This is a genomic window from Methylophilus aquaticus (assembly GCF_030769565.1).
GTDB classification, from domain to species: domain Bacteria; phylum Pseudomonadota; class Gammaproteobacteria; order Burkholderiales; family Methylophilaceae; genus Methylophilus; species Methylophilus aquaticus.
Genome location: NZ_JAVCAP010000001.1, coordinates 216146 through 229375 on the forward strand (window position 1 = coordinate 216146; position 13230 = coordinate 229375).

General features: G+C 50.7%; 10 protein-coding genes. 8 read left to right on the plus strand and 2 right to left on the minus strand.

The window, feature by feature from the left end:
* Positions 1-89: 89 nt before the first annotated feature.
* The 3 genes from Q9291_RS01005 to Q9291_RS01015 are packed head-to-tail and all read left to right on the plus strand — an operon-like array spanning position 90 to position 4799.
* Entirely contained in the window at positions 90-1769 is a 1680-nt protein-coding gene (locus Q9291_RS01005) for a peptidase domain-containing ABC transporter (RefSeq protein ID WP_306388119.1), read from the plus strand.
* Positions 1759-3066: an HlyD family secretion protein gene (locus Q9291_RS01010; protein WP_306388120.1), complete on the plus strand. Its 1308-nt coding sequence runs from the start codon at positions 1759-1761 to the stop codon at positions 3064-3066. The genes Q9291_RS01005 and Q9291_RS01010 overlap by 11 nt, the downstream gene beginning before the upstream one ends.
* A complete protein-coding gene (locus Q9291_RS01015) occupies positions 3063-4799 on the plus strand; it encodes a TolC family protein (protein ID WP_306388121.1) in 1737 nt (578 codons plus the stop codon). Before Q9291_RS01010 ends, Q9291_RS01015 begins: the two co-directional genes overlap by 4 nt.
* Before the next feature lie 41 nt (positions 4800-4840).
* On the opposite strand, the gene Q9291_RS01020 is transcribed toward Q9291_RS01015, so the two are convergent.
* Together Q9291_RS01020 and Q9291_RS01025 are read right to left on the minus strand one after the other, a co-directional pair.
* Positions 4841-5485: a hypothetical protein gene (locus Q9291_RS01020; protein ID WP_306388122.1), complete on the minus strand. Its 645-nt coding sequence runs from the start codon at positions 5483-5485 to the stop codon at positions 4841-4843.
* Between the two features lie 12 nt (positions 5486-5497).
* Entirely contained in the window at positions 5498-7921 is a 2424-nt protein-coding gene (locus Q9291_RS01025) for a penicillin-binding protein 1A (RefSeq protein WP_306388123.1), read from the minus strand.
* 209 nt (positions 7922-8130) lie between these two features.
* Here Q9291_RS01025 and Q9291_RS01030 point away from each other — a divergent pair, with 209 nt between their 5' ends.
* From Q9291_RS01030 to Q9291_RS01050, 5 genes are read left to right on the plus strand one after another with little or no spacing between them, the layout of a single operon-like run.
* Positions 8131-9204 carry a pilus assembly protein PilM gene (locus Q9291_RS01030; protein ID WP_306388258.1) on the plus strand — a complete coding sequence of 358 codons (1074 nt, stop codon included), beginning with the start codon at positions 8131-8133 and terminating at the stop codon, positions 9202-9204.
* The gene (locus Q9291_RS01035; protein ID WP_306388124.1) at positions 9201-9794 is read left to right on the plus strand and encodes a PilN domain-containing protein; all 594 of its coding nucleotides are present in this window, start codon (positions 9201-9203) and stop codon (positions 9792-9794) included. Before Q9291_RS01030 ends, Q9291_RS01035 begins: the two co-directional genes overlap by 4 nt.
* A 9-nt stretch (positions 9795-9803) precedes the next feature.
* Positions 9804-10445: a type IV pilus inner membrane component PilO gene (locus Q9291_RS01040; protein WP_306388259.1), complete on the plus strand. Its 642-nt coding sequence runs from the start codon at positions 9804-9806 to the stop codon at positions 10443-10445.
* Entirely contained in the window at positions 10442-10972 is a 531-nt protein-coding gene (locus Q9291_RS01045; RefSeq protein WP_306388125.1) for a pilus assembly protein PilP, read from the plus strand. The genes Q9291_RS01040 and Q9291_RS01045 overlap by 4 nt, the downstream gene beginning before the upstream one ends.
* A complete protein-coding gene (locus Q9291_RS01050) occupies positions 10969-13194 on the plus strand; it encodes a type IV pilus secretin PilQ (RefSeq protein WP_306388126.1) in 2226 nt (741 codons plus the stop codon). The genes Q9291_RS01045 and Q9291_RS01050 overlap by 4 nt, the downstream gene beginning before the upstream one ends.
* The last annotated feature ends 36 nt before the right edge of the window (positions 13195-13230 follow it).

Here is a 13230-nt window from a genome sequence, read left to right on the forward strand (position 1 = left end):
ATAAGAAAACGGCTCGATATGAGCCGTTTTTTTTTGAACTTATACTGTCCATGCTTTATCAATGGTAAGGGCCAAATTAAAATAACTCGATGACCATGCACCTAGAAAACTCCATGACGCCTTTGCAGCGAGTCTTGCAAATTGCCAAACTCGAAAAGCAGGATATCCTGCTATTGTTTTATTTAACCTTGGTCTACGGGGTACTGGGAATCGCGACCCCGGTCGCCGTACAAACGATGGTGAATATCGTCACCATGGGCGGGGTACTGCAACCCTTGTATGTGGTCGGGTTTATTCTTTTTTGCTTGTTGGCACTCTCCGGCGCTATTTACGCGATTGAAAGTTTTCTGGTTGAACTGATTCAGCGCAGAATTTTTGTGCGCACCAGCATGCAAATTGCCGACAACATGCAGCAGATTCATATTTCAGTGTATGACAAGAACAACACGGTTGAACTGGTGAATCGCTACTTCGATATCCAAACCGTGCAAAAATCTGTCGCAACCTTGCTGACCATCGGTCTGACTGCGCTGCTGCAAGGGCTGATAGGCAGTATTGTGCTGCTTTTTTACAGCCTGTATTTTGGCATTCTTGTTGTCATCATGCTGATAGTGTTGTGGGCGATTGTGTTCGGGCTTGGCAAACAAGCCGAAGAGAGTGCGATACAGGAGTCCAAAGCTAAATACAATATGGCGGCCTGGCTGGAAAACATTGCCAGAAATAAATGGTTATCCAAGTTTTACGGAGCAAGGCAACGCACGCAGGCGCATACCGAATATCTGGTCAAATACTACCTCACAGCAAGAACCCGTCACTTTAAGGTATTGATGATGCAACTGATTAGTGGCGTGGGCTTGTACGCACTGATTGGCACAGGCATGTTGATCTTGGGCGGCACATTAGTGATTCAAGGGCAAATCAACCTTGGGCAGTTTGTGGCAGCCGAGCTGATTATTTTTGGTGTGCTTTCAGCTTTTGTGCGTTTTATTACCAAGCTTGAATATTTTTATGATCTGCTTGCAGCGGTCGATAAAATTGGCGTACTTGAAACCCTGCCTCAGGAGACGTCAGGCGAACATCAGGCCAGCAGGGATGGCTATCAGCAACTACAGGCGTTCGATATGGGGTTTAAACATCACCGGCAAAGCGCACTGATGAATAAACTCAACTTCAAATTACAACGTGGTCAAGGTCTGGCGATCTTGGGCGGATTGGGGAGTGGCAAAAGTACTTTACTGGAGCTCATCACTGGCTTGCGGCAACCCGATCAGGGATATCTGGCATACAACGGCATCGACTTGCGACAGCTTGATCTCAACCACCTGCGTGATCATATCGGGGTTGCCAACAAGGTGGAATGGCAACATGGCAGTATTTTTGAAAACCTGCGATTGCACCGCGCAGATATTGAAATCGACATGGTGATAGATGTTTTGCAGGTACTGGGCTTGTGGGATGATATCAGTAAACTCGAACACGGTATTGAAACCGAGTTGACGGACTTTGGTGCGCCATTGACCTATACTCAGCTACAAAGACTGATGCTGGCACGGGCCATCATCGGTAAGCCAGATTTAATGATTATTGATGGTTTGCTAGATGGTTTGGCGCAGCATGAACTGGACCAAGTGTTGAATTTGCTGAAGCGCCAGGAAACTGACTGGATGTTGATTGTGACCACCCGCTTCCAGCATATTGCACAACAATTTCAGCAGGTACTACAACTGGAAACCGCCACAGAGGCAAAAGGAGGCGGTGATGCAGCGTAAACAGCAGATCAGCCTGATGCATGGCGTTGAAACACCTGATTCCTTGCGTGTGTGGATCAAACGACTGGCCTGGCTCTTGCTGGGACTGCCTGCCTTTTTTATGTTTTTGCCTTGGCAGCAAAATGTCACTGCATTGGGCAAGGTAACTGCTTACTCTCCTTCCGAACGGGTACAAACCATTGATGCACCCGTCAGTGGTTTAATTAATCGCTGGCATGTGCAAGAGGGCTCGCAAGTGAAAGAAGGCGACTTGCTGCTCGAAATTGCTGACACCGATCCTAATTTCAAGCAACGGCTTGAAGCGCAGCGCGATAATCTGCAAACCAAGCTTGGCGCAAAGCAAGATGAGTTGCGCGCTTATGAGCTGCAGAGGCAAAACCTTACGGCAGCACGGGATGCGAAGATTTCGGCTGCTCAGTACAAACTCGATGTCGCTACGCAAAAGATTCGCAGTAGTCAGGAGGCGGTAAATTCTGCCCAAGCCACGCTGGATGCAGCAAGCTTGCAACTACAGCGTTTGCAACGTTTGTTAGGCGATGGTCTTGTATCCAAGCGCGATATGGAGCTGGCTGAGCGGGATCAGATTATTGCCAGCCGCAACATGAACAGCGCGCAGGCGCAGTGGCAATCGGCAAAGGCAGAAGCCAGTTCAGCACAGGCAGATATTCAGCAGGTGCGTTCGGATACACAGGCTTATCTTGACTCAACCACGGCCGTGATCAACAAAATTAAAGGTGAAATGGCCGATAGTGAAAATAGCCTGCATACCTCTGAAATTTCGTTGTCACGGCAGAATATGCAAAAAATTGCGGCACCGCGCGCTGGCACTATTTTCAGGCTGCCGGTCAACTCACAGTCGCAAATCATCAAGCAGGGGGATCCCTTGCTGGTGATCGTGCCGCATACTTCTGAACGCGCAGTCGAATTGTGGGTGGATGGCCGTGATGCGCCGCTGATTACGCGAGACAGTGTTGTGCGGCTTGAGTTTGAGGGGTGGCCCGCTATTCAGGTGCCAGGCTGGGCACAAGTGGGTGTAGGTACATTTGAAGGCAAAATTGCCTTTGTTGACCCGACGGATAACGGTTCCGGACACTTCCGGATTATGGTGGTGCCAAGCGAAGGCACTCCCGAATGGCCATCGCCCAGATTCTTGCGGCAAGGCATCAGCGCCAAAGGCTGGGTGTTGCTGGAGCGCGTGACCATCGGTTACGAGTTGTGGCGGCTGTTGAATGGTTTCCCGCCGCGAATTCCGCATGAACCTGTACCGCTCAATAGTGGCGGAGGCAAGCCGGCATGAGGGTTGTATGGTGGATCACCTTCTCCGGTTGGCTTGCAGCCTTCTCGGGCATTGGCATAGCCGCCGAAGACATTGAGGATGTGCGTGCCAGACAACGGTTGGAGCGCCAGGAGGGGCGAGCCTTGGAACAATACAGTCGTCAGCCTGGCGTCCCGTTACATGACGCGGTGAAGCAGCAACAGGATCAGCGAAAAACCCCCGTAGTCATCGATTTGAAAAGTGCCTTGCAGCCCTTTGATAAGCCAGAAACCAACAGTATTTTGTCGGCCACAGCAGAGCAAGGCACACAGCTGACCATTGCAGATATGCGCCAGCGTGCCTTGCAAAACAACTTGCAAGTCAAAGTGGTTAAAATGGATCCGGGGATTGCCAATCAATCCTTGCGCGAAGAGCAGGCAAAATTCGACCAGGTGATTTTTGCTTATGCCAAATATGCTGACAAAGATACGCCAGCCATGTCCGGCGACAAGGTCATTATCAAGTCGGACAATCCCTTGCTCGATGGTGAGTCCGCGAAGCTTAATCTGGATGCCCAGCGTAAGCAATACTGGGATGTGGAAGCGGGTGTGAAAGTCCCGTTACGTACCGGGGGTACGGTGACCTTGAGTGCGCCTCTGGAAAACCGGCAAAGCCTGGGCAAGTTTGCCAGTGATCAGTATCGCAGTGCCTTGCGTTTTTCTTTCAGCCAGCCCTTATTGCGTAACGCCGGGCGGGATGTGAACGAGGCCAGCATCCGCATTGCCGAACTGGACCGGGACGGGGTACAACTTAAAACCCGATTGCAAACCATTCGTATTGTGACCACGGTTGATAAGGCTTACTGGGATTTGTATGAGGCGTGGGCTGCACTGGATGTGCGGCGCAACCAGTTTGAATACGCCAGCCAGAATCTGGCCATGGTGAAGCGCAGGGTGCAGGAAGGCATTACTGCCGCGGTTGAAATTAACCGTGCTGAGATTGGCGTAGCCGACCGTATGGAAGCACTCATTGTCGCCGAGACCAATCTAAAGCTGGCACACCGGCAGTTGCAGTTTTTGCTCAATGATCTGGATGACGGCGGCAGTCAGTCGGCGTGGGTTCCTGTTACGCCACCAAATCTGGTCAAGTTTGAATTTGACCGCAGCCACTTGATCCGGGATGCACTGGACAGTCGTATTGAGTTGCTGGAGCAGGAGCTCAAGCTCAGTGCGGATTTGATCCAGATCGAATATCTGCAAAACCAGACGCTGCCCATGTTTACACTCGATTACCAGTACGGTGCACTGTCAGGCTCAGGCGAGCGTTTTGGCAATATTGGTCAGGATCTGTTTAACGGACGCTACAGCGACTGGTCGCTGGGGCTCAAGTTTGAAATGCCGGTCAGCAACGAGGCCAGAAAAGCCAAACTGGACAGGGCGATTGCTCAGCGCATGCAGCGCTTGACCACCAAAACTCTGCAAACTCTGACGGTCAAGCGTGAAATTTACGATGCTCTGGACAAGGTGGACCAGAATTGGCAACGCATTATTGCCGCACGTCAACAGGTGCTGGTCGCCGGGATCAACTACGAGGCGGAGCTCAAGCAGTTTAATGAAGGCTTGCGTACCATGACCGAAGTGCTTGAAACGCTGACGCGCCTGGGGGAGGCGCAACTTAAAGAAATTCGTGCCATCAGTGATTATCAGGTGGCACTGATTGATGTGGCTTATGCCACTGGCACGGTATTGGGACACGGGAAAATCAGTCTGCAATAGGTGGATCAGCCTCGCTGTCAGGTGTTACGTCGTAACGTCGCTCAAGGCTGCTTGTTTATCCGATATGTTTGCATCAGCAGATCAAACTGTAGCAAACTCATCCGCTGAATGCCTGTCCGCTCTCCATGTTTGCGCGGTGCACTACGCATGTCATCTGCCTCAAACACACTGATACGTTGCGTGCCATAAGTGGTTTCTACCAACAACACTGGCACCCGTTTGCGAAGTAATTCATGCTTTTGCTTGCTGGGCCTGTCAGACATGCGGTACTGCTGTTCATCCATGCGGTAGGGCACATTCTGGTTTAACAAAAAAATTTCCAGTTCTTTGGTGCTCTCGGCAAATACATGGATATCCGTGTCGGCGTAAGGCCCGGCAGTGCCTTCCAGCACGGTGCCAGTTAAATGCGGGTTGAACTTCTGTAATATTTGCATGGTATGCAAAGCGGCTTGCCGGAGATCCAGCAAGTGTGCTGCATCCGCTTCATCAGAATACAAGGCATGATATTCACGCAAGGCCTCATCAATTTCGGCATTGGTCGGCAAGGGAACATCTTGCGTAATGCCGAGGGATTTAACCGCTTTGCGTTTGGCGCGGCCATAGTCACTGATGCCTTCCTCATACATCAGTCTGGCAGCAGACTGGGCGATTTCCTGACGCAGGTCACTCGAAAAGTCATCAAACATGGCAGGTACTTGTTAATTGGGTGCTAACAACTTTGCAGCCGGATTCACTGGCAATTTTTTATCTTCATTGCCAGAAGTATGTTCACCCATTAAACGCTCCAGAAAAGAAGGTTCATGCTCATCCTCTTCCTTGTGTTGATCTTCAGGGTCAAACAGGCCCGGCAAGTTCTCGGGTTGTGACTGCGGTAAAAATTCTTCATAGAAGTATTCATAAATACCGGGATCGTCTTCGCCAACCTGGGCGCCGGTATAAGCATCCACTTTTAGTTGAACAATGCCCTCCGGAACTTTGTACTGATAGACTGGCATGCCTTTAAGTGTTTCTTGCATGTATTTGATCCAGATTGGCAGTGCTGCACGCCCACCCGTTTCCCCTCGGCCCAAATTGCGGGGGCTGTCGTAACCCATCCATGCAATCGCGACCTCTTTAGGGTGGTAACCGGCAAACCAGGCGTCATACTGGTCATTGGTGGTGCCGGTTTTGCCAGCAATATCCGGACGTCTTAATGACAGTGCCGCTCTCGCCGTCCCGTTACGCACAACGTCTTGCAGCATGGTTGTCATTATAAAGGCATTGCGCTGGTCAATCACGCGCGTTTCAGACACATGCTTGCCTGGCTGCACAGCTTGTAGCACCTTGCCGCGGCTATCGACGATTTTTTCGATCAAGTAAGGATGTACGCGATATCCGCTATTGGCGAATGTGGCGTAGGCCGCTGCCATTTGCCAGACCGAGGTCGATCCGGCGCCAAGTGCGGTAGACAAGTAAGGGGGATGGTCTTTAGGGTTAAATCCAAACCTGCGCAGATAGTCCTGGGCGTATCTGGCACCAATCGCACTCATCAGGCGAATCGAAATCGTGTTTTTTGACTGTGCCAGAGCCTCACGCAGCCGCATTGGTCCAGCATATTTTTCATCATAGTTATGCGGTTCCCAGGCATTGCCACTGCCTGTTTGTTCGGATGAAAAACTGATCGGAGCATCTTCAAATACACTGGCAGGGGTATAGCCTTTATCAAGTGCTGCCGAATAAATAAATGGCTTGAAGCTTGAGCCCGGTTGACGGCGGCCTTGCGTCACATGGTTATATTTGTTGCGGTGAAAGTTAAATCCGCCCACCAGTGCATTCACTTCGCCCGTTTCGGGGTTGAGCGCCATGAAAGCACTTTCCACTTCGGGTAGTTGTACTACCATCCATCCTTCGGCATGGTGATACACCCGAATCACAGCACCAGGCGCCACTGTTGTTGGCCCTGGTTTTTTGGGCAGTATATGGTTTTTGACCAGCAAAAGCGCTTTGTCTTGTAGCGCAAGCACTTCCCCGCGCTTGGTGACCACGGTGAGCAGGTCGGGCTCGACCTTGGTGACCAAAGCGGGCACAAACTGGTTATAAGTGACAAATTCGCGCAGTAGCTCTGCGCCTTCGGCAGGGCTTATTTTAGGGGAGGGTAGTGATAATACCTTTTCTGGCCCCCGGAATCCGTGTCTTAATTCAAAATTAATCACGCCCTGAATGACGGCGGCGTTGGCTGCGATCTGATGCTGCTTGCGGATGGTGGTCGTGACCTTCAGGCCGCTCGAATAAATCTTTTCGCCATAGCGTTGATAGAGTGTGGCTCGCACGATTTCTGCAACGTATTCCGAGCCTAATGGTTGTACCAGCTTGGCGGACTGGAATTTGAGCGGTGTGTGCATCGCCTGTTCAAACGCATGCGCACTGATCAGCCCATAACGGCGCATATCACGCAATACTTCATGTTGGCGTTTTACTGCATAGTCCGGGTGGATAAATGGATCATATTTGCTGGGGGCTTTGGGGAGGCCAGCTAACAGGGCCGCTTCTGCCAGATTGATTTGCCTGAGCTCTTTATTAAAGTAGGTTTTGGAGGCGGCAGCAAAGCCGTAGGCGCGTTCGCCAAGGTAAATCTGGTTCAGGTAAAGCTCGAGGATTTTATCTTTACTGATGGCGTTTTCTATTTTAATCGCCAGCATGGCCTCTTTTATTTTGGTCCAGATGTTACGGGGCGCATCCGGGCCGCTAAAAAAGTTTTTGGCAACCTGCATGGTGATCGTGCTGGCACCCTCGTGCCCACGGCCCGTCAGGTTGTTGCGGATCGCGCGCACAATCCCGGTGGTATCAATCCCGTTATGCGTATAAAAACGCCGGTCTTCAATCGCCAGAATTGCATCTTTCATCACTTGCGGTGTTTGTTCAATAGGCACAAACGCGCGTCTTTCCTGGCCAAACTCGCCGATTAACTCACCGTCGGTATCAAAAATACGCAGGGGCAGTTTCGGGTGGTAGTCAGTGAGTGCCTCCAGCGAGGGCAGCGACGGATACAGGATACTGATCATCAGTACCAGTAATGCGCCGACAATCAAACTACCGATGATGGAAAGGAAAAGAAAATACTGTAACCAACGTTTTGGATGCATGCCTTGTGTGACTCATCGTGAGAATTACCCCTGAATTGTAATCTTTTTTTGCCAATTCATCGGCAGTTTATTGTGGAATCATGCAAATAATCGCCCTCAGTCTGAATGAGTGGCCTGCGATAAAACAAGTTTTTTGCATGCGCCAACCTGGTGGTTGGCATAGATGATGCATGCATTTGAAAGATGAAAGAACACAAAGGGCTAAACCGTTGAATTTAGGCTTTTTACAACGCAAGAAAACCAGTGCCATTGGCGTAGATGTCAGTGCGACGGCCATCAAAATGGTGGAGCTGTCGGTCAGTGGCAAGCAGCAGTTCCGGCTGGATGGCTATGCCAGTGTGGCCTTGCCCAAAGGTGCGATTACTGATGGCAATGTTAATGACCTGAATCAGGTTGCCGATGCCATGCGCGCTGCCTGGCGTTTGCTGGGATCGCGCGGGCGCGATATTGTCATGGCTCTGCCGACTTCTGCTGTCATCTCCAAACGGGTATTAATGCCAGCGGACATGCGCGAAGAAGACATGGAGTTACAAGTAGAATCCGAGGCTAATCAGTACATCCCCTTTCCGCTGGATGAAATGAATCTGGATTTTCAGGTGCTGGGTCCTGCCGGTAAAGGGGGCGATGAGGTTGAAGTGTTGATTGCTGCGGCCAAAAAGGAACGGATTGATGACCGTGTCGCCGTTGCTGAGGTTGCTGGATTGAAAGTCGGCGTGATGGATGTCGACACCTATGCGACTGAAATGGCCTATCGCCAAATTGTGCGCCAATTACCCGAGGTGGGTAAACGCACTGTCACTATGATTTTTGATGTCGGCGCGTTCGTCACGCATGTGAATGTGATGGTGGGAGCGCATTCGGTATATACCCGTGAACAGGCGTTTGGAGGCGCCTTGCTCTCCCAGGAAATCCAGCGCCGCTTTGGCTTGTCTGCCGAAGAGAGCGAAATTGCCAAACGTCAGGGCGGGCTACCAGAGTCTTATGCACAGGAAGTCTTGCAGCCGTTTATGCAGTCACTGGCAGCCGAGGCGACGCGAGCAGTATCGTTTTTTACCAACTCTACCCAATATGCCAAGGTTGATCATTTGTTGCTGGCGGGTGGCGTAGCTTCTACGCCAGGGCTGACGGCGCTGGTGGAGGAGAAATCAGGTATTCATACTGTGTTCGCGCATCCGTTTCAGGCGATGACACTGGCTAACAAAATCAAACCATCGCAATTGATGCAAGATGCTCCCGCATTGCTGATTGCCTGTGGACTGGCCATGCGGGGAGTCGATGCATGATCAAGATTAATTTACTGCCACATCGGCAGATCAGGCGTGCAGAGCGGCAACGAGAGTTTGGTTTGATGGCTGCATTGGTCGCTGTGGTGATGGCCGCCATTTTGTTTGTGAGTTGGAGTTATATCAAATCACGCATCGAAGACCAGCAAAGCCGTAATCAGCGATTACAGGATGAAATTACACGGCTGGACAGCGAAATTGTCGCTATCACCGGCTTGAAAGACCAGATCAAGCGCGTGCTGGAGCGCAAACAAATTGTGGAAGGCTTGCAAAGCGGTCGTAATCAGGCTGTGTCAGTGCTGGATGAATTGGCGCGGCAGTTGCCTGAAGGCGTTACCTTGAAAAGCATTAAACAAAGTGGCAATGAAATTGACCTGAGAGGCGTGGCTGATACCAATGCAAGGGTGGCCACACTGGTACATAACCTGAGTAGCTCTATGGTGATGCAGAGCCCCAATCTGGTTGAGATTAAAGCCAATAACAGCCAGCCGGAACGCAAGCAGTTCGAGTTTGTACTCAAGGTGATGTTAAAGCAGGACAAGCCGGATGAAGCGCCCGCCAGTGCGGCGGCAGCGGTTCCACAAGGATAAGCCATGGCCATGCAACTTTCTGATTTTAATAATATAGATTTAAATAATGCAGGCAATTTGCCACTGCCGGTAAAGGCAGTCTTGTTGACTGTACTTGCTGCGATCTTGCTTGCCCTTGGTTATTTCACAGTGATTAATCCTAACCTCAAGCAGTTGCGCGGCGAGAAAGAAAAAGAGCAGGGCCTGCGTGATGAGTATCTGGCCAAAAAGGTTCAGGCGATCAAGATGGATGCCTACTCCAAGCAGGTGATCGAAATTCAACGGACATTTGGCACGCTGCTCAAGCAGTTGCCTGATAAGTCAGAGATGGATGGTTTACTCACCGATATCAATCAGGCTGGTTTGGGGCAGGGCTTGTCCTTCGAGGCCTTTGTGCCGCAAGAAGAAGTGTATGCGGAGTTCTATGCCGAAAAGCCGATCAGCATCAAGGTGATTGGCCATTATCACGCACTTGGCACATTCGCGAGTGAGGTGGCCAAGCTATCCAGAATCGTGACTTTAAACAATGTACAAATCCAGCCTGTAGGTAAAGATGATAAAGCGCACAAAGATGCACTGGTCATGGAAGCGGTAGCCAAGACCTATCGGTATCTCGATGCTGAAGAAGTGGCTGCCCGCAAAGCGCTAGAGACAAAGGCAGGGAAGAAATGATCAGGGCGAACTCAACGCTGTGGGTGTGTGTGTGTTGTCTACTTGCTGCCTGTGCAGGGCCGGAAAGCGACGATTTGACTGCGTTTATGCAAGAAACCAGCAGTCACTTGCCAGTCAATATTGAGCCGTTACCACAAGTACAGGCGTTTGTTTCCAAGCCTTATAACGCTGACGGTGCGTTACATGATCCATTTGTGCCACGAAAAGCAGAAGCGCAAAACTTGAACCAGCCAGACCTGAAACGCCCTCGGGAACCTTTAGAGGCCTATCCGCTGGAAGGACTCAAGTTTGTTGGAGTCGTTAGCCGACAACACAAAACTTACGCCACCATACAGACGCCGGACAATATGATTTATCAGGTAAAACAAGGTAATTACATTGGTGAAAAGCTGGGCTTAATTACCGCCTTGGCTGAGAACAAACAAACGTTGAAGTATGAAATGACAGTCAAAGAAACGGTACAAGATGCCACCACTGGCGAGTGGACGGACCAAATGACCACGTTGGAATTGCAGGGTAATCAATGATGAAAAAATTTTATTACATGGGTGTGTGGGTGACTCTGTGGTTGGGATGCATGGCAATGCATGTTTCAGTGCAAGCCGCCGAGGATGCGGTGAGTACGCATCAGTTGCAAACGGTCGATGTCACTTCTTTACCGGGCGGCCGCCTGAATGTGCAGATACAGCTAAATGAGGCACTGCCAGTGGTGCCTACCAGTTTTATTTTAAGTAATCCTCCGCGGATTGTGTTTGATATCCCGCATACGCACAATGCCACCGGAAAAAACATAGTGATGGTGAATCAAGGTGTGTTGAAGTCATTGCAAATTGCACAGGCCAATGATCGAAGCCGTGTGGTGCTCAACCTGACCAAGCCTGTCGCCCATCAGTTGCAACTTCAGCATAATGCCGTGGTGGTGGCACTGGCTCAGGAGTCAGCCGAAACAGCCACTTTGCCAACACCCGCCAAGCGCTTTGCGGATGCCGAAGTGCTCAATCAGCACCGTATTCAGAAAATTGATTTTGTCCGCGGTAAAAATGGCGAAGGCCGTATTCTGGTCGAATTATCAGACAATAATGTGGGTGTGAACGTCAAAAATGCTGGCAAAGCTGTGGTGATTGATTTTGCCAATACCGACCTGCCTGAACATTTGCAACGTCGATTGAATGTGATTAACTTCAATACTCCGGTGATGTATGTTGACGCAATACGCCGCAATCAGCAGGCGCAGATTGTGATCGAACCAGACGGCGATTGGGAGCAGTCTGCCTATCAGATGGATAAAAAGCTGGTGGTGGATATCCGTCCGCTGGTCAAAGACCCGAACAAGCTGATTCAGGGCTCCAGACAAGGCTATGCTGGTGAAAAGCTGTCTTTGAACTTTCAGCGTGTAGATGTGAGGGATGTATTGAAAGTGATTGCTGACTTTACAGGTAAAAATATCGTGGTCAGTGACACTGTTTCAGGCACGGTGACCATTGGCCTGAAAGATGTGCCATGGGATCAGGCGCTGGATGTCATCATGAAGAGCAAAGGCCTGGATATGCGTGTCAATGGCAGCGTCATCTCGGTGGCCCCTGCCGAAGAGTTTGCAGCCAAGGAAAAAGCGCAACTGACTGCCGAAGCCGAGCGCGAAACGCTGGAAAGCTTGCGCACGGAAGTGTTTTCATTGCGCTATCAAAAAGCAGCCGATTTCCGCAATATGTTATTGGGTGGCGGTCCTGGCATGGGCGGCAGCAGTGGTAGCACGGCCTCTTCCTCCGCCTCGTCTTCTAACCGACTCAACCGTATTTTGTCGCCACGCGGGAGCGTTACCTATGATGCGCGTACCAATACTATTTTTGTGCAGGATACGCCCAGAAAGCTCGAAGAAATCCAGTCTATTATCAACAAGGTGGATGTGGCGGTGAAGCAGGTGATGATTGAATCACGCATGGTGATTGCTTCGAATACCTTCTCCAAGGCATTGGGTGCGCGCTTTGGCATCACGCAAACCGGCACACCTGGCACCAATACCAACCTGACCGTCAGCGGTAGCCTGGGTAACCGGTTTACCCAGATTTCTGCCACCGGCGTAGCCACACAGGGCACACACAACGGCAGTATTCAAACCGCGACCAATGGCGGCAGCATTCTCACCAGTTCAGATGGTCAGCCGGATTTGATGTCCAATCTGCCAGTGACCAATGCCTTTGGCAGTGTGGCGCTGAGTTTGCTTAAACTGTCGGCTAATGCTTTGCTCAATCTGGAATTGTCTGCACTCGAAGCGGATGCGCGCGGTAAAGTGATTTCCAGTCCACGGGTGACCACGGCCAACCAGCAAAAGGCCCGTATTGCCCAAGGGGTGGAAATTCCGTATCAGTCTGCCACCAGCAGCGGTGCGACGGCGGTGAGCTATAAAAAGGCCGAGTTAAGCCTCGAAGTCACTCCGCAGATTACGCCCGACCAGAAAATTATTATGGATCTGGATGTGCGTAAAGACAGCAAAGGGGAGGAAACTTCGGGCGGGGTCGCGATTAACACGCAAAACGTGCAAACACAGGTGCTGGTCGGCAACGGTGAAACTGTCGTGCTCGGCGGGATTTATGAGCAGGTGTCGCGCAAGTCCACCGATAAAGTGCCATTTTTCGGTGATCTGCCTGTCGTGGGCTACGCTTTCAAACGTAACACCAAGCAGGAAGACAAAACCGAGTTGCTAATTTTTATCACGCCTAAAATTATGGATGAGAGCCTGAATTTGAATTAATCAGGGGTGCAACCGTGTGTGCTTACTGACAGCACG

What these genes read in the sequence shown, in the direction of transcription:
- Q9291_RS01005 (WP_306388119.1), top strand. Translation starts at nt 90, where the DNA reads ATGACCATGCACCTAGAAAACTCCATGACGCCTTTGCAGCGAGTCTTG.
- Q9291_RS01010 (WP_306388120.1), top strand. Translation starts at nt 1,759, where the DNA reads ATGCAGCGTAAACAGCAGATCAGCCTGATGCATGGCGTTGAAACACCT.
- Q9291_RS01015 (WP_306388121.1), top strand. Translation starts at nt 3,063, where the DNA reads ATGAGGGTTGTATGGTGGATCACCTTCTCCGGTTGGCTTGCAGCCTTC.
- Q9291_RS01020 (WP_306388122.1), bottom strand. Translation starts at nt 5,485, where the DNA reads ATGTTTGATGACTTTTCGAGTGACCTGCGTCAGGAAATCGCCCAGTCT.
- Q9291_RS01025 (WP_306388123.1), bottom strand. Translation starts at nt 7,921, where the DNA reads ATGCATCCAAAACGTTGGTTACAGTATTTTCTTTTCCTTTCCATCATC.
- Q9291_RS01035 (WP_306388124.1), top strand. Translation starts at nt 9,201, where the DNA reads ATGATCAAGATTAATTTACTGCCACATCGGCAGATCAGGCGTGCAGAG.
- Q9291_RS01040 (WP_306388259.1), top strand. Translation starts at nt 9,804, where the DNA reads ATGCAACTTTCTGATTTTAATAATATAGATTTAAATAATGCAGGCAAT.
- Q9291_RS01045 (WP_306388125.1), top strand. Translation starts at nt 10,442, where the DNA reads ATGATCAGGGCGAACTCAACGCTGTGGGTGTGTGTGTGTTGTCTACTT.
- Q9291_RS01050 (WP_306388126.1), top strand. Translation starts at nt 10,969, where the DNA reads ATGATGAAAAAATTTTATTACATGGGTGTGTGGGTGACTCTGTGGTTG.